The 15,326-nt window shown below is 65.2% G+C and carries 14 protein-coding genes; 8 read left to right on the forward strand and 6 right to left on the reverse strand.

Features of this window, described 5'->3' with window-relative positions; translation table 11 throughout:
- The 6 genes from AAC071_RS11650 to AAC071_RS11675 all read right to left on the reverse strand — a co-directional run bounded on the left by AAC071_RS11650 (position 1) and on the right by AAC071_RS11675 (position 7,446).
- Entirely contained in the window at positions 1-1,158 is a 1,158-nt protein-coding gene (locus AAC071_RS11650) for a restriction endonuclease subunit S (RefSeq protein ID WP_339832692.1), read from the reverse strand.
- The gene (locus AAC071_RS11655) at positions 1,158-2,723 is read right to left on the reverse strand and encodes a class I SAM-dependent DNA methyltransferase (RefSeq protein ID WP_339832695.1); all 1,566 of its coding nucleotides are present in this window, start codon (positions 2,721-2,723) and stop codon (positions 1,158-1,160) included. The genes AAC071_RS11650 and AAC071_RS11655 overlap by 1 nt, the downstream gene beginning before the upstream one ends.
- 17 nt (positions 2,724-2,740) lie before the next feature.
- The gene (locus AAC071_RS11660) at positions 2,741-5,119 is read right to left on the reverse strand and encodes a DEAD/DEAH box helicase family protein (RefSeq protein WP_339832697.1); all 2,379 of its coding nucleotides are present in this window, start codon (positions 5,117-5,119) and stop codon (positions 2,741-2,743) included.
- 157 nt (positions 5,120-5,276) lie between these two features.
- On the reverse strand, positions 5,277-5,672 hold the full coding sequence (locus tag AAC071_RS11665) for a hypothetical protein (RefSeq protein WP_339832700.1): 396 nt from the start codon (positions 5,670-5,672) through the stop codon (positions 5,277-5,279).
- Positions 5,669-6,994, reverse strand: a complete 1,326-nt coding sequence (locus AAC071_RS11670; RefSeq protein ID WP_339832702.1) for a recombinase family protein — start codon at positions 6,992-6,994, stop codon at positions 5,669-5,671. The genes AAC071_RS11665 and AAC071_RS11670 overlap by 4 nt, the downstream gene beginning before the upstream one ends.
- Positions 6,991-7,446 carry a DUF2924 domain-containing protein gene (locus AAC071_RS11675; protein WP_114348945.1) on the reverse strand — a complete coding sequence of 152 codons (456 nt, stop codon included), beginning with the start codon at positions 7,444-7,446 and terminating at the stop codon, positions 6,991-6,993. The genes AAC071_RS11670 and AAC071_RS11675 overlap by 4 nt, the downstream gene beginning before the upstream one ends.
- Before the next feature lie 593 nt (positions 7,447-8,039).
- Between AAC071_RS11675 and AAC071_RS11680 the strand changes: the two genes are divergently transcribed.
- The 8 genes from AAC071_RS11680 to AAC071_RS11715 all read left to right on the forward strand — a co-directional run bounded on the left by AAC071_RS11680 (position 8,040) and on the right by AAC071_RS11715 (position 15,323).
- Positions 8,040-10,247, forward strand: coding sequence for a hypothetical protein (locus tag AAC071_RS11680; protein WP_339832709.1), 2,208 nt, complete (start codon positions 8,040-8,042; stop codon positions 10,245-10,247).
- Positions 10,248-10,338: 91 nt separating this feature from the next.
- Positions 10,339-10,584: a hypothetical protein gene (locus AAC071_RS11685; protein WP_339832712.1), complete on the forward strand. Its 246-nt coding sequence runs from the start codon at positions 10,339-10,341 to the stop codon at positions 10,582-10,584.
- A gap of 135 nt (positions 10,585-10,719) precedes the next feature.
- On the forward strand, positions 10,720-11,406 hold the full coding sequence (locus AAC071_RS11690; protein WP_339832715.1) for a sigma factor-like helix-turn-helix DNA-binding protein: 687 nt from the start codon (positions 10,720-10,722) through the stop codon (positions 11,404-11,406).
- Positions 11,407-11,490: 84 nt separating this feature from the next.
- Entirely contained in the window at positions 11,491-11,685 is a 195-nt protein-coding gene (locus AAC071_RS11695; protein ID WP_018303655.1) for a hypothetical protein, read from the forward strand.
- Positions 11,686-11,723: 38 nt separating this feature from the next.
- Entirely contained in the window at positions 11,724-12,020 is a 297-nt protein-coding gene (locus AAC071_RS11700) for a hypothetical protein (RefSeq protein WP_339832732.1), read from the forward strand.
- A complete protein-coding gene (locus AAC071_RS11705; protein WP_339832733.1) occupies positions 12,020-12,895 on the forward strand; it encodes an ATP-binding protein in 876 nt (291 codons plus the stop codon). Before AAC071_RS11700 ends, AAC071_RS11705 begins: the two co-directional genes overlap by 1 nt.
- 101 nt (positions 12,896-12,996) lie before the next feature.
- On the forward strand, positions 12,997-13,620 hold the full coding sequence (locus AAC071_RS11710) for a hypothetical protein (protein ID WP_339832735.1): 624 nt from the start codon (positions 12,997-12,999) through the stop codon (positions 13,618-13,620).
- A gap of 14 nt (positions 13,621-13,634) precedes the next feature.
- Positions 13,635-15,323, forward strand: a complete 1,689-nt coding sequence (locus tag AAC071_RS11715; RefSeq protein WP_339832737.1) for a DEAD/DEAH box helicase — start codon at positions 13,635-13,637, stop codon at positions 15,321-15,323.
- Positions 15,324-15,326: the final 3 nt, after the last annotated feature.

Genomic DNA, 15,326 nt, shown 5'->3' on the forward strand with positions numbered 1-15,326 from the left:
TCACGCGGCCTTCGCCCCACCGTCGAAGATCTCGTGCAGCATGGCCGGAATCAGGGCCTCCACATCCTGCGCGGTGTTGGCGCGGATGGTGCGGGCTTCGTGCGCCTTCGTCTGAAGGCGGTCGAACCAGTGCTGTCGACCGATTGGTGGGACCGGCACTTGCAGGCTTTCAAGCTTCTTCAATCCGAGCGTCCGGTTCCGTCCCGCTCCGCCAGGAGATGCTTCACCCAGCTTCTGCAATCCCTCGGGCGTCGAGAAATAGAAGCGCAGGAACTCGACGGTTGCGGTTTCCGGCGCTGGAATGCAGGTCAGGAAACGATGTGAGCCGACCCGGCCATCGTCTTCTGGTTGAGCGACGGCGACAGCGCCTTCCCAAGCAAAGACGATGTTGAACACGAGGTCGCCCGCGCAGATGCGGAACAGCTTCTTGTTGCCGACCTCAACGCCGGGCAGTTCGGGTTTGTGGAACGTGCCCCGACCGAATGACCGGACGCCGAGTTCCGGATAGGCAGCGTCGAGATCGATCTCGACCGGTCTTCGCACCAGCGGCGCGACCTCGGCCATGGGGCGCAGGGGGGCGCCGTCGATGGCGCGCTGGAAGGCTTTCAGCAGCAGTGCCTGCGTTTCGCGCTCGGCCGCCTCGATGGCGTTGCGGCGGTCGTCCACCAGCGCCGCGACCCGGTCGAGTCTTTTGACGATGCGGCGCTGCTCGGCGAGGGACGGAAGGTCGATCCGGTAACTCAGGACCTGATCGGGGTGCACTCTCTCGCGACGGGCACCGATGCCCTTGCTACCGACGGCAATCTCGCGCCAAACGCTAGGCTGGCGAAACAACCATTGGAGGTATCTATGGTCCGCACGGTCGGGGTCGATGTCGAACGCCGGGAACTCGTTGGAGGTGAAGTATCCGTCCAGCTCGGGCGGAACGACCGTGTATGCTCCCTCGAATGCTTTGAGCCTACTGTACACGAGCTGGCCTTTCTTCACCTTGTACAGGGTCGTTGCGCTGATCTCTGAGCCACGCACCGGCGGCCGAGCAATTGGCCCGCGAGCGAAACCGTAGACGCCGAGGATCGGGTAAGCGGCATCGGGCTCCACTGGGCAAGGATCGACGGCAAGCTCGAGAATTTCGGACAACGGAACGGTCGATGTAGCCATCACACCCGCTCCGCCAGCACGGCCTTGATCTCGTCCATGATCCCGATGATCCGCTGTTCCTGTGCGATGATCGCGTCCACGATCTCGGCCGGCGCGCGATGATCGGCGATCGCGCCGGAATGCGGGTTCTTGATGTCCAGGTTGCAGGCGACAACGCGGTCCTGAGCGTCGCGCTGGATCAGGTCAGCGGCGGAGACCTTCCAGGCGCGCTCGTTCGGCTCGCGCTTCTTCCACCAGGCAAGGCAGTCCGCAAATTCCTCATAGGCCATGGGCGCGGTTTTCGAGTACTTCTTGCGGCCCTCCGGCAGCGGCATTTCGTAGTACCAGATGTCCTTCGTCGGTCCGGTCGTGTCGAAAAAGATCAGGTTTGCCGGGATGTCCGTGTAGGGCGCGAACACCCCTTCACGCAGCCGGACCACCGTGTGCAGGTTGAACTTCTCGAGCAGGTCCGCCTTGATCCGCGCCGAGATGCCATCGCCGAACAGCGTGCCGTGCGGAACGACGACGGCGGCCCGCCCGCGCCCGGCGCGCTTCAGCCTCCGCATGATCAGTTGCAGGAACAGCAGCGCCGTTTCGGCCGTGCGCCGGTCCTCGGGGAAGTTGTTGAGGATGCCTGCCTCCTCCTCGCCGCCGAATGGCGGATTGGTCAGGATGACATTGACCCGCTGATCCTCGCCGATCTCGGCCAGGCGGAAGCGAAGGGCATTGCCCGGGTCGATGCGCGGGGCATGCAGGCCGTGCAGCAGGAGGTTGAGCTGGGACAGCAGGAACGGCAGCGACTTGGCCTCGCCGCCGAAGAAGCTGTCTTCTTGGAGGATGCGTCGCTTCTCGACTGTATCGGCCTCGCGCTCAAGATGGAGGAACGCCTCGGTCAGGAATCCCCCGGTGCCGCATGCCGGGTCGAGGATGGTTTCGCCCAGCTTGGGGTCGGTCACCTCGACCATGAACCGCACGACCGGCCGGGGCGTGTAGAACTCGCCCGAGTCCCCTGCAGCGTCGCGCATCTCGCGCAGCAGCGTCTCGTACAGGCGGCCGAGTGTGTGAACTTCTTCCGAAGAATCGAAATGGATGCCGTCGATCAGGTTGACCACGTCGCGCAGCAGGTAGCCGCTCTCCATCCGGTTGGCGAAGCCCTGGAAGACGGTTGCGATCACGTCGCGCCGCTCGCGCCGCCCATTGTCGCCGCGCAAGCCTCGGAGATAGGTGAAGAGCCCCGGGCCGCGTGTGCCGTCCGGGCGCTCGGTCATTTCGGAAACGAGGAACGACAGGAGGTCGGGACCGGTGATGCCATCGGCATCCGCCGCCCAATCGCGCCAGCGATAAGGGGCCTCGATGATCGAGCGATAATCCTTGCCAGCAAGTTCTGCGCGTCCCTCCTCGATCCGCTCCATGTCGTCGAGGAACTTCAGGAACATGATCCAGGTGAGCATCGGCAACCGATCAAGGTCGCCGTTCAGCCCCTTGTCCTTCCGCATGATCTTGCGGGCGGACTTGATGATGCTGTCGAGACGCTGGGCAGTGGTCAGTTGCTTCGGCGCAGCCTTCTTTCGGGCGGTTGTAGCCAAGATAGAGCTCCTTCAATTCAAGCGGTGTAGAGCAGACGCTGCAGCTCGGTGACGGCGCTGCGCAGCTCCTTGCCCCCGCCGAAGCGGGCGGCGATTTCTATGACGTTGCCCCACTCGTTGAACGGGGGCACTTCAAGGATGTCGGGCAGCTTGAACTGGGCACTGCCATGTTCGGCATACTTTTCAAGCACGGCATCCAGAACTTCGCGGGCATCCGGCCCGAAGCGGTCCAGAAACTCGTCCTGCTCCCTCACCAGACGGTCAGCGCGCTCGCGCCGGGTGCGCAGCGGCGCGTTATAGGCGAGATGGCAAAGGAGATCGAACGGGTCGGCCTCCGGCTTTCCGACTGCATCAGCCAGGGAATCGAGGTCGATGCCCTTTTCCTCGAGCCGCTCGACGATTTCCGCCCGGCGTTCGGGATCGAGCCAGTCCGTGCGCAGTTCCGACGCATTGGGGTAGAGTGTGCGGACCTTGTCGCCAGTGTAATCGGTGAGCTGGCGGCAGGCGAGTTGCCGGCCGTCAGAATCGAGTTCGTACACGAGGTGCCGGACGATCGCGACCTCGCCGCCGTCGACATAGAACTTGCGGGGCCCGTTCTCGCCCTCGTCCCCCAGCTCGACCGGTCCATCCGGGATATCGGGCCCTTCAGGAAAATCGTCCGGATCCGGCGCCACTTCTTCGATCTCGCGCTCTTCCACGATGTCGCCGTCCGCATTGATCACCGCTTCGTCCTCGCGGACGGGATCGCCGTCAAAGGCGGGATCGGCGAACATGCGCGTCGCGGTTCCGGTGTAGTCGATGATGTTGAAGGCGAGCTTGCCGTAGTCGGGCCGGAGACGGGTGCCCCGTCCGATGATCTGCTTGAACTCCGGCATGGAGCCGACGACCCGCGCGAGCACCACGTTCTTGCAGGTCGGGGCGTCCACGCCGGTCGTGAGAAGCTGCGACGTGGTGAGGATGACCGGCGTCTGGGTCTCGACATCCTGAAACTTCGCCCTGTGCGCGCTTCCCACATCGCCTTCGTCGGACGTCACACGGCAAACGTAGTCGGGATGGTCCTTCACGAGATCGGTGTTCAGGGCGGCGAGCGCCTGCCGCATTTCGAGCGCGTGTTCCTGGTCGACGCAGAAGACGATGGTCTTCGCGAAGCGGTCGGTCTCGGCCATGAAGCCCGCGAGATGTTTCGCAATAGCCTGAGTTCGAGCCCGCAGCGCCACGACCCGCTCGAAGTCCCGCGTCGAGTATTCGGCGTCGGGGATCTCGCGACCATAGCGATCAAGTTCACCCCGCGTTGGTCGCCAGCCGGCAGCGTCGTAGTCCGATATGACGCGATGGACGCGATACGGGGCCAGGAAGCCGTCAGCGATCCCCTGCGCCAAGCTGTATTCATAAAGCGGATCGCCGAAATAGTTGTAGGTGTCGACGTTATCCTCTCGCCGCGGCGTCGCTGTCATTCCGATCTGGGTCGCAGGCTCGAACCACTCGAGGATTTCTCGCCAGTTGCTGTCGTCGCGCGCACTGCCGCGATGGCATTCGTCAATGATGATTAGATCGAAGAAGTCGCGCGCATACTCTCGGTAGAGGCCGGGACGGTTCTCGTCACGCGCGATGGACTGGTAGATCGCGAAATACATGTCGCGGCTCTTGACCGCCACGCCGCCAGCTATCTTGTGGCGGGCGTCGCCAAACGGGCTGAAGTCTTTTGCCATCGGATCGTCGACTAGGACGTTGCGATCAGCGAGAAACAGGATCTTCGGGTTTCGGTTGACCCCTTTGGAATTCCAGCGTGCTGACCATAGCTTCCAGCAGATCTGGAAGGCGACGGCAGTCTTGCCCGCTCCGGTGCACAGTGTGAGAAGGGCCCGCTTCCTGCCCTGAAGGGCCACTTGGACCGCGCGGTTCACCGCGATTTCCTGATAGTAGCGAAGGGGTTTGGCTCGGTCTGGAAAGGTGGGCGTCAGCAGCCGATCGGCCACTTGGTCGTCGACAATGCCCTCGGCGCGGCGGAGCCGAGCCCAAAGGTCATCAGGCGCCGGGAAATCCGAAATCGTTCGCTCGATGCCGGTCGTGTAGTCGAACTCGACAATCTCGATCCCGTTGGTCGAATACGCGAACCGAAGTCCAAGGATTTCTGCATATTCCTTGGCTTGTTGGAGGCCCTCCGCGGCGTGCCGGTAGCGGGATTTGGCCTCAACGACGGCGATCGGGAAATCCGGATTATAGCGGAGAAGATAGTCTGAGCGCTTCTGCTTGCCACGGCGAGCTTTGCCGCCGACAAATACAACTCGGCCGTCAGTAAAAGTTCTCTGCTCGTTTATCGCGTGCGGGCGATCATCCCAGCCTGCTTCCTGCAGCTTCGGGACGACGAACTTCCTGCAGGTGTCGGCTTCGTTCATGCGCAATCTACTTCGCCCGGTTTCGACATGCCATCGCGCAGCAAACGGCTTGTCAAAGAACTCGGCTCAGATCAACGCGCAATTCTTTGGTTTGGCAGCTCTTTCGCCTGACAACGGCTCGGAGAAGCTACAGTGGGGCCGACTGATGCCGCAAGCCTTATTCCGTCCCTGGCAGCAAGGACTCGCGCTGCCTCGACCATTCATCGGGGATCTGCACTCGCAGCGACTGAAGCGTTAGGCCCGGGGGATGCCGTGCGTCGAGTATCGCCTCGACGAGATCGGGCGCAAGCTGCGTCAGCCGAAGCACACGCGTGAGGTAGGAGACAGCGATGCCTTCCTGTGCGGCCAGGTCGGCTACCGTGGCAAAGTCACCGTTGTCGAGCATCCTCTTCCAGCGGAACGCGCGCGCAAGCGCCTTGATGAGCGTATCGTCCGGCCTCCCGCGCGCTTGGGCACCTGATGGCCGCTGCATCTCTTTCCGCCCGCCGCGCTTCACGATGCGGAATGGCACGTGGATTGTAACCGTCTCGGGGACCGCCGTCGCGCGGGTCATGCCGCTGCTCCGATGCTGCCAGACAGCATCTCGCGCGCGAGCCCTCCGAGGCCGTCCATCCGGAGCCGGAAGTTGAGCCCGTTCGTGCCGATATCGACGCGCTCGACCAGCAGCGTGACAATGCGCGCCTGCTCGGCGGGGAAGAGTTCGTCCCACAGCGGGTCGAGCTGCTGCAACGCCGCGCGGGCGTCGGCCTCGGAGATGTCGTCGGCGTGGGCACGCGCCGCCTTCCAAGTCCCCGCAACAATCTCTGGCTGCCGGAACACGGCACGGAGTTGGTCGATGGCCGCTGCCTCGATCTCCCCTGCTGGCACGCGGCCCACGGGGCATGACCCGGCACCATGCTTCAGCACTGTCTGGCTGACGTAGTAGCGGTAGAGCCTGTCGCCCTTGCGCGTATGGGTCGGCGAGAACGCGGCGCCATCGGGACCGAAGAGCAGTCCCTTCAGCAGCGCGGGCGTGTCGGCGCGAGTCCGGGCGGCGCGCTTGCGGGGGCTTTCCTGCAAGATTGCATGGACGCGGTCCCACGTCTCGCGGTCGATGATGGCGTCGTGCTCGCCGGGATAGCTCTCGCCCTTGTGGACCGCCTCACCGATGTAGGCGCGATTGCTGAGCATCCGATAGATGTATTTCTTGTCGATACTGTTCCCGCGCGGGGTTCGGATGCCGCGTGCGCCGACCTCTCGCGCCAGCTCCGTGCAGGACCCGATCTCGAGGAAGCGGTCGAAGATCCAGCGCACATGCGCGGTGGCGTCTTCGTCGACCACCAGCTTCCGGTTCTCGACGCGGTAGCCGTAGGGCGGCACCCCGCCCATCCACATGCCCTTCTTCCGGCTGGCGGCGACCTTGTCGCGGATCCGCTCGGCCGTCACCTCGCGCTCGAACTGGGCGAAGGACAGCAGGATGTTCAGCGTCAGCCTGCCCATCGACGTGGTGGTGTTGAACGACTGCGTGACCGAGACGAACGTCACGCCGTTGCGGTCGAAGACCTCGACCAGCTTGGCGAAATCCGCCAGCGACCGGCTGAGGCGGTCGATCTTGTAGACCACCACCACGTCCACCAGCCCGTCCTCGATGTCCTCCAAGAGGCGCTTCAGGCCGGGTCGTTCCAGCGTGCCGCCGGAGATGCCGCCATCGTCATACTGATCGCGGACCAGCACCCAGCCCTCGGACCGCTGGCTGGCGATGTACGCCTCGCAGGCCTCCCGCTGGGCGTGGAGCGAGTTAAACTCCTGCTCCAGCCCTTCCTCGGAGGATTTCCGGGTGTACACCGCGCATCGCAGCTTGCGGACGATCTTCGATTTCTCGGGCGGATTCGTCATGTCCGCCCCCTGTGGTTCTTGAGGCCGAAGAACACCCAGCCGTTCCAGCGCGTGCCGGTGATGGCGCGGGCGATGGCGGACAGCGACTTGTAGGGCCGGCCCTGCCATTCGAATCCGTCGGCGGTGACGGTGACGATCTGCTCGACGCCCTGCCATTCACGTAGGAGGCGCGTGCCGGTGATCGGGCGGTCGCGATCGGCGCGGATACTCCGCTTCGCCCGGTCGCCGCCGTCAAGTTCCTCGCCCAGCCGCTCAAGGCGCCGGATCGTCTCCGGCTTCAGCCCGCCATAGGCCAGTTCCTGGATGCGATAGGCGATACGGCTTTCAAGGTAGCGGCGGTTGAACGGCGGCGGCTCACTGTCGAATAGGTCGCGCCACTGTTTCTTCAAGTCGGGCGTCGGCGTGGTCTTGAGCGCGGCCAGGCGCGCGGGGATGGGATCGGGCTTGTTCATGCATTTCTCCGGCGAGTTGGAGTTGCATGACGGCATTGGTCGGGCGGATAGTGTAGGCAACGTTCTCCAGTATCGTCAGATACTTCGTTCCCCTCGTGCATCCGCAGCCGAACCAGCCCGAGCGCCAGCAGGCCGCACAGCTCAGTGCGGCGCTCTGCCGGCGTCATCTGGTCGGGCGGGAGCGGATTGGGGCGTTTCATGTCTCGTGGCCGTGATCGGTGTTTTCCTTACCGATCAAAAGCCACCACACCGTCCGTGATGGGACATCTCACCCGACAGGATTCACGGCTGCGAACAGGTAGAGAACGTCAGGACTTGCCGATCACCGATTTGTCCGCGACAATCGCGAGTTGAATCAGTCGAAAGCAGTAGTTCATTGAGGTAAGTTCATGGCGCGCAAAGCAACTCCGATCGGCCCCCGTGTCCTGGAGCAGATCGAGGATGCGCGCGTGGATCTTGCCTCAGCGGACGTCTTTGTTCGGCGAGAAGGCCATGCTGCCCTCGGTCTCCGGAGAGGACGTCGCAGTATCAAGCTCCGAGCACGGCGCCTCGATCGCCATCAATAGCGCAAGTCAGAATTCTCGGAGACTTCGATGGTACGCGTCCCGGCCAGAACCTGCCCCAATCTTTCTCGACTATTCGACGATGCAGAGCCGGAACTGTTGTCCGGATTCCTTAAGAGCAAGGCTTTCGAGAGGTTGAGCTGGCTCGCCACCTACCAGTTCGACCCCGACAATCCGGACGGTCCGACAGTTGCCAGAAATATGCTGCCGCAGGAAAAGAAGGACCGGCTGGGCCCGCTCGAGGCTGAAGCAGCCCGGATCGTCACAATCGCGAGCGACCGCGGCGAGTACGTCCTCCAAGGTCTCGCCGCTACCACGCTCGAACCCGACCGCGCCAAGGAACTTCGAAACCGGCGTGACAAGCTCGCGCGTAGCCTTTGGGCTTTCGCTAACGAGCATGGCTTGTTTGAAGCGGCGGAGAACAGCCTGCACCTGCGTCTCTACCGGCGCTATGACAAGCACTACCAGACCTTCATGGCTGAGCCTTCGGTCGACGGGGGCCCGGACGCCGGCAGCGCATTGCTCGAAGAGCTTCTGGTCGACCTCAACAAGCGTCTCGATCGCGGCGACGGCTACAGCATCGACAAGTTCGACATCCCCGAGGACGGCGATGAACCGGCGGCGGAGATGTACCTGCTGTTCCATCCCGATCCCCCCACGAGCGTTAGGGAGATCGATGACGATGGCAATCGGTCGAGCATCTATTTCCGCCCGCCCGGAGAAGCGATGATCGTCTACACGCCGTCGACCGGGCGGGTGCATGTCCGCGCCGGCAACCGAAAGCTGAGGCACACAGTCGCCGAACGCTTCATCGAGACCGCTCTCGATCAAACCTATTCCAACCAGCCCGTCGACTTTCAGGCCTATGACATTTCGCAGTTCCTGCAGGGGCTCGATCTTGAACTGCCGGACCTCGACGACGTGGTGATCGACCGCGCGCAGGTGATCCGCGCCGACATAAGCATCGGCAATCTCGCAAACCGACTTTCGCTTTCCACGACGATCGACCAGGACATCTCCGAAATCATCGACAACCAGCCGGGCCTCCGGGGGATTTTCGAGCAGGCGCTCGCAATCCGCTTTGTTGAGCTCGCGGTCCGGTATTTCCGCGCGGGACGGGATGAGGCGCAAACCCTCAACTTCACGCTCACCGACCGCAATACGAGCAGCCTTCTCAGCATCGACGACCCCTTCGAAAGGGTTCTGGGGCATCGGCTGCTTCGACACTGGAAGATCCTCCGTGAGGGTCGCGCGCCGGGCGATGAGGAGAGCATGGCGGTCATGCCCGCTTTGCTCGCCATCTGGGACATCGGGGTCGACAGGGTCACCGGTGCGTGGCTTCAAGCTCGTGGTGTCGACCCTGACCTCCTGATCGACCTTGGCTTTCTCGTGCCTGCGGGCTGGGAGGGCGACGATCTGATCGACGATGAACACGAAGTCGGTCCGGTCGCAGCAGAAGTGGTCGTCCGGGTCGAAAATGGAGATGCTGATGAAGGAGACCATAAGGTGGCCAACCTCAAGGTCACCGAGGGACAGGTGTCGTCTGCGGGCAGTTCGGATCGCTACAGGGTCTATCGGGTGCGCGACGGCTGGGTCGCGCAACACCTGAAGGCGCGTCTCGAACAAGCGCTCGATGCACCCTCCATCGAGAAGCTGACCGATCATCTCCTCTACCTCGGAACGCTCGGTGTCGATGGCGGGGATGTTCCGATCTATCTCGCGCGCAGTCTCGACCGGGAGAAGGTCCGGTCGGCCGTCGATACAGAGCTTCGGGCGCGCAACAACCTCGGTATCGGACTGGTCCTGCAGGCCGGCAACGCTCCCGGGCCGTGTCTGGCAGCCAACGTTCTGGCGCCGCTTGTCGATCAGATCGACACCCAGCAAGCCGAGATCTCGTTGGTCGCAGACAAGCTCCGGTCGGTGTTCCGGCGCCATCGGCTACTGGCCCGCGGCGGCCAGACCGTCGACCTGACGCGCTCGGGAGACAATTTCGCCACCCTCTTCGTTCCGGGAGCGGGCACCATCGACATCAAGGGCGAGAACCGCATCGCGATCATCCAGCGGCTGGTCGATGCCCACAAGAACGGCCCAATGCCAATGGCGACCAGAGATCTTGTCAAGGACATCGCCGAAGACCAGTCCCTGTCGAACATTTTCAAGCGGCCCCTTTGGGACAAGCTGAAGGCCAACTTCCTAAGAAGTCTCGGCCCAAAAGGGCCTTGGGAGATCGCCATCTGACGGCTGGCTCCGATCCGGCTCCGATTGGGCGGTCTGACTAGCTCCGATTCCTCCGGCCAATGGGAGTGCTCCAAATCAGAGGAGCACTTCGATGCCGACTCCCTTCCCCTCGCGCCAGGCAGCCCCGACGAGCTGGTCCGGCGCCGCGAAGACCATACCCACCACCCACAACTCGGAATGGCGCTGCACGCGCTGTGACAAGCTGCTCGGCGTCTGCCGGGACGGCCGCATGCACCTGCGCTTCGCGCGGGGGCACGAGTATCTCGTGGGCTTTCCGGTTCAGGCCACCTGCCGCGGCTGCGGCACGCTGAACAACGCGACCGCACCCGCGCGCTGACGCGCGCATTCACCCAACCCCCTGAAATCGCAGAGACGCGCGACGTCCTGACCTGGCCACGAGAAGGCGCCGGACGCCTGGCCGCAAGGCAGGCGTCCGATGTCCTTCGCGTGGCACGAGATCCGTGATCACCTCATGCATTCTTCTTCCAACCTTCACTTCCAGCGCAGTTTCGACACCATCTGGTGCGCGCAGGCCGCCCTCGCACCGTTCCGGGATCCGGCGGCCCTGCTGGACGGGCTGCACCGCACGCCCGGCGATCCGGCCCGGAAGAACGTGATCCTCTCTGCGCTGGTCGGGGCGGCGCAGGGCGACGGGCCCGCGTCCGACTGCGCCCTGACGTTGCTGTTGCTGGCACTCTGGCCCGGGCTCGACGCCATCCGGCGCCGGTCGATCTGGCGCAGGATCGGCACCGCCGACGAGGTCGCATCCGATGTTCTGGCGCGCACCACCGAGGCTGTCCGCGGCCTCGACCTCGGGCGTGTCAACTGGATCGCGGCCACAGTGCTGCGGAATGTCGAGCGCGACATGATCCGCATGCGCCGGCGCGACCAGACACGCGAACATCTCGCCAGCGGCGCCGATCCCGACGAGGTGGCGGACAGCGGCGACAGCGGGATCGGCGCGGCCGGGTACGCACGGCTGAACGGCGCCGTGCGGAAGCTGCTCGGCGATGACGCCCTGCTGGTGATCCGCGTGGCGATCGAGGGCTTCTCTCAGGCCGAAGTCGCCGTCGAGCTGGGCCTGACCGAGGCCGCTGCCCGCAAGCGGTACCAGCGCGCGATGCGCCGGCTGCACGACGCCCTCGAGGAAATCCCCTGAACCGATGTCCCGATCCGGTCCCACCGGTGGCTTTTCCCATTCGAGCGCCCCGAGCGCCTTCCCTCCAACCGAAAGCAGACACGCATGAACCGCACTGCCGATCTGTCGCTCGAGGATTTCAGGCGTCTTCCGGGGCTCTATCGCCGCTGGGAGCTGACCGAGGTCTGCGAGCCCAACCGCAACTATCAGATCGAGGACGCCGGCGCCCACGCCGACGGGACGCCGCTCTTGGCGATCTACGTCGCCGAGCCCGCGCCCGACGTCCGCGAGGCCGCGTGATGCGCCTCCTCGATAACCTCATCCCACGGAGAACCGCCATGCCGGACCAGCCGGACGAACTCACCCGTCTTCGCAAGGCGAGCTACGCCCTCGAAGACCTCCCCGAAACCATCGCATTCCCGCAGCGCGCCGGTGACGAGCCGCGCGAGCCGCTGCCGGTCGTCGAGGCGACCGTCGACGAGATCGCCTTCGCGATCGTGGAGGCGGAGCGTGAGAGCACGGCCGCCTACCGCCGCGCCGACGCGCTGAAGCGGCTCTACAAGCTCGCCCGCGAGGCGGGGTGCATCGGCGCAGATCGCGCCGCCACGGCGGTGATGAAGAAGGAGGGCCAGTGATGGCCCTTCCCATCATCGGCGCCGATGAGCGGCTCGCGCAGCGCAAGGGCATCAAGGGCGTCATCTTCGGCCGGTCCGGCATCGGCAAGACCAGCCTGCTCTGGACGCTGAACGCCTCGACCACGCTCTTCCTCGACCTCGAGGCTGGGGATCTGGCCGTCGAGGGCCTGGAGATCGACACGCTCCGGCCGCGCACTTGGAAGGAATGCCGCGACTTCGCGGTGTTCATCGGCGGGCCGAACCCGGCGCTGCGCGAAGACCAGCCCTACAGCCAGGCGCATTTCGACGAGGTCTGCGGGCGCTACGGCGATCCCACGGTGATCGGGAAGTACGAGACCGTCTTCATCGACTCGATCACCGTTGCCGGGCGGCTCTGCTTCCAGTGGTGCCGTGGGCAGCCCGAGGCGTTCTCCGAGAAGACCGGCAAGCCCGACATCCGTGGCGCCTACGGTCTGCACGGCCGCGAGATGATCGGCTGGCTGACCCATCTGCAGCACACGCGCGGCAAGCATGTCTGGTTCGTGGGCATCCTCGACGAGCGGCTCGACGACTTCAACCGCAAGGTCTTCCAGCCGCAGATCGACGGCTCGAAGACCGGGCTCGAACTGCCGGGAATTGTGGATCAGGTCATCACCATGGCCGACATCCCGGACCCCGGCGGCCAGCCGCAGCGCGCCTTCGTCTGCCAGACGCTGAACCCCTGGGGCTTTCCGGCCAAGGACCGCTCGGGCCGCCTCGACAGGGTCGAGGCCCCGCATCTCGGCCGGCTGATGGAGAAGATCCAGCGCCCCGCGGCGCCAGTCTCCGAACGCCTGACCTGGCCGCCGGTGACCGCGGCCGATCCCGCCGCCGCGCAGGAGCCCGGCCATGGCTGAGCGCCTCTCGCCATGCTCGGTGTCCCGATCCGGTCGCCGGGGTGGCTTTTCCCTTCTGACGCCGATGCGCGTCCCATCCTCCAACTGAAAGGAGCCGCGCAATGTCCGGACCCTGGAACGACTTCAACTCCGCCCAATCCAACACCAACGTCATCCCGAAGGGCACGCTCGCCAAGGTGCGCTTGACGCTCCGTCCCGGCGGCTTCGATGACTCCTCGCAGGGCTGGACCGGCGGTTGGGCGCGCCGCGCCGCCACCGGGGCCGTCTATCTCGACGCCGAATACACGGTGCTCGAAGGCCCCTATGCCCGGCGCAAGGTCTGGTCGCTGATCGGCCTCTACAGCCCCAAGGGCCCGGACTGGGCCAACATGGGGCGCGGCCTGATCCGCGGCATCCTCAACTCGGCGCGCGGCGTGTCGGACAAGGACAACTCGCCCGAGGCGCAGGCCCGCCGCCGCATCAACGGCTTCGGCGATCTCGACGGCGTCGAGTTCATCGCCCGTATCGACATCGGCACCGACACCAACGGCGAGGACAAGAACGAGATCCGCGCCGCGGTCACCCCCGATCATCGCGATTACGCCGCGCTGATGGGCGCGATCGCGCCGCAGGTCTCCGCCGCCCCGGCGCAGGGCAACGCCGCGCAGCAGCCCACCACGGCCACCCAGCCCAGCCAGCCCGCGTCCGCCCCCGGCAACGCCGGTCGGCCGAGCTGGGCGCAGTAAGGGGGAGACCGGCGATGCGCCTGCGCCCCCGCCAGAAGACCTTCGTCGAGCGCAGCGTGGCTGCGCTCGCTTCCCGCGGCAACACGCTGGGCGTGGCGCCCACCGGCGCGGGCAAGACCATCATGCTCTCGGCGGTCACCGGCGAGATGATAGGCGACGGCGCGAAGGCCTGCGTGCTCGCCCATCGCGACGAGCTGACGGCGCAGAACCGCGCCAAGTTCCAGCGCGTGGTGCCGGGCGTCGCCACCTCAGTCATCGACGCCACGGAGAAATCCTGGGGCGGCCAGGTCGCCTTCGCCATGGTGCCGACGCTGGCGCGGGCTTCGAACCTCGCCGACATGCCGCGCCTCGACCTTCTCGTTGTCGATGAGGCGCACCACGCAGTCGCCGACAGCTATCGCCGCATCATCGACCGGGTGCGCGAGGCCAATCCCGACGCACGGATCTTCGGGGTCACTGCGACGCCGAACCGGGGCGACAGGAAGGGCCTGCGCGAGGTCTTCGACAATGTCGCCGACCAGGTGCGTCTGGGCGAACTGATCGCTTCCGGCCACCTCGTGCCGCCACGCACCTTCGTCATCGACGTGGGCGTGCAGGACGAGCTGCGCTCGGTCCGCAAGACCATGTCGGATTTCGACATGGCGGAGGTGGCGGGCATCATGGACCGCGCCCCCGTCACCGACGAGGTGATCCGCCACTGGAAGGAGAAAGCGGGCGACCGGCAGACCGTGGTGTTCTGCTCCACCGTCGCGCATGCCGAGCATGTCACCGACGCCTTCAGGGCGGCGGGCGTTTCCGCCGCGCTGATCCATGGCGATCTAGCGGCCGAGACCCGCAAGGCGATCCTTGCCGACTACGCGGCGGGCAGCATCCGCGTCGTCGTCAACGTGGCGGTGCTGACCGAGGGCTGGGACCATCCGCCCACCTCCTGCGTCGTGCTGCTGCGCCCCAGTTCCTACAAGTCCACCATGATCCAGATGGTCGGGCGCGGCCTGCGCACCATCGACCCCGAGGAACACCCCGGCATCGTCAAGACCGACTGCATCGTGCTGGACTTCGGGACGTCGAGCCTGATCCACGGCACGCTGGAACAGGATGTCGATCTCGACGGCAAGACCGAAACCGGCGAAGCGCCGACGAAGACCTGTCCTGCCTGCGAGGCAGAGATCCCGCTTGCCGCCACCGAATGCCCGCTCTGCGGCGAGGCGTTCCCGCGGGAGGACGAAGAGGCCGGTGAAGGCGGCGGTGCCGCGCCGCTCTCGGGCTTCATGATGACCGAGATCGACCTGCTGAAGCGGTCCAGCTTCGCGTGGGTCGACCTCTACGGCACGGACGACGCGCTGATGGCCACGGGCTTCGCGGCCTGGGGCGGCATCTTCTGGCTGGACGGGGTCTGGTACGCCATCGGCGGCGCGAAGGGCGAACGCCCCCACTTGCTGGGTGTCGGCGAGCGCACCGTCTGCCTCGCGCAGGCCGACGACTGGCTGAACACCCACGAAACCGACGAAAGCGCCTTCAAGACCCGCTCCTGGCTGCGCCAGCCGCCGACCGAGAAGCAGCTCCAGTACCTGCCGCCCGAGTGCCGCCATGACTTCGGCCTGACGCGCTACCGCGCCTCCGCGCTGATGACCTTTGGCTTCAACAAGCGCGCCATCCGGCAGCTGATCGACACGGCGGCCTCTCCCGAACGGAGGGCGGCATGACCC

Source organism: uncultured Parvibaculum sp. (assembly GCF_963975745.1).
GTDB lineage: Bacteria > Pseudomonadota > Alphaproteobacteria > Parvibaculales > Parvibaculaceae > Parvibaculum.

Excerpts from the sequence above, each read along its gene's own strand:
- AAC071_RS11650 (WP_339832692.1), bottom strand. The coding sequence starts at position 1,158 with ATGGCTACATCGACCGTTCCGTTGTCCGAAATTCTCGAGCTTGCCGTC.
- AAC071_RS11660 (WP_339832697.1), bottom strand. The coding sequence starts at position 5,119 with ATGAACGAAGCCGACACCTGCAGGAAGTTCGTCGTCCCGAAGCTGCAG.
- AAC071_RS11665 (WP_339832700.1), bottom strand. The coding sequence starts at position 5,672 with ATGACCCGCGCGACGGCGGTCCCCGAGACGGTTACAATCCACGTGCCA.
- AAC071_RS11670 (WP_339832702.1), bottom strand. The coding sequence starts at position 6,994 with ATGACGAATCCGCCCGAGAAATCGAAGATCGTCCGCAAGCTGCGATGC.
- AAC071_RS11675 (WP_114348945.1), bottom strand. The coding sequence starts at position 7,446 with ATGAACAAGCCCGATCCCATCCCCGCGCGCCTGGCCGCGCTCAAGACC.
- AAC071_RS11680 (WP_339832709.1), top strand. The coding sequence starts at position 8,040 with ATGGTACGCGTCCCGGCCAGAACCTGCCCCAATCTTTCTCGACTATTC.
- AAC071_RS11685 (WP_339832712.1), top strand. The coding sequence starts at position 10,339 with ATGCCGACTCCCTTCCCCTCGCGCCAGGCAGCCCCGACGAGCTGGTCC.
- AAC071_RS11690 (WP_339832715.1), top strand. The coding sequence starts at position 10,720 with ATGCATTCTTCTTCCAACCTTCACTTCCAGCGCAGTTTCGACACCATC.
- AAC071_RS11695 (WP_018303655.1), top strand. The coding sequence starts at position 11,491 with ATGAACCGCACTGCCGATCTGTCGCTCGAGGATTTCAGGCGTCTTCCG.
- AAC071_RS11700 (WP_339832732.1), top strand. The coding sequence starts at position 11,724 with ATGCCGGACCAGCCGGACGAACTCACCCGTCTTCGCAAGGCGAGCTAC.
- AAC071_RS11705 (WP_339832733.1), top strand. The coding sequence starts at position 12,020 with ATGGCCCTTCCCATCATCGGCGCCGATGAGCGGCTCGCGCAGCGCAAG.
- AAC071_RS11710 (WP_339832735.1), top strand. The coding sequence starts at position 12,997 with ATGTCCGGACCCTGGAACGACTTCAACTCCGCCCAATCCAACACCAAC.
- AAC071_RS11715 (WP_339832737.1), top strand. The coding sequence starts at position 13,635 with ATGCGCCTGCGCCCCCGCCAGAAGACCTTCGTCGAGCGCAGCGTGGCT.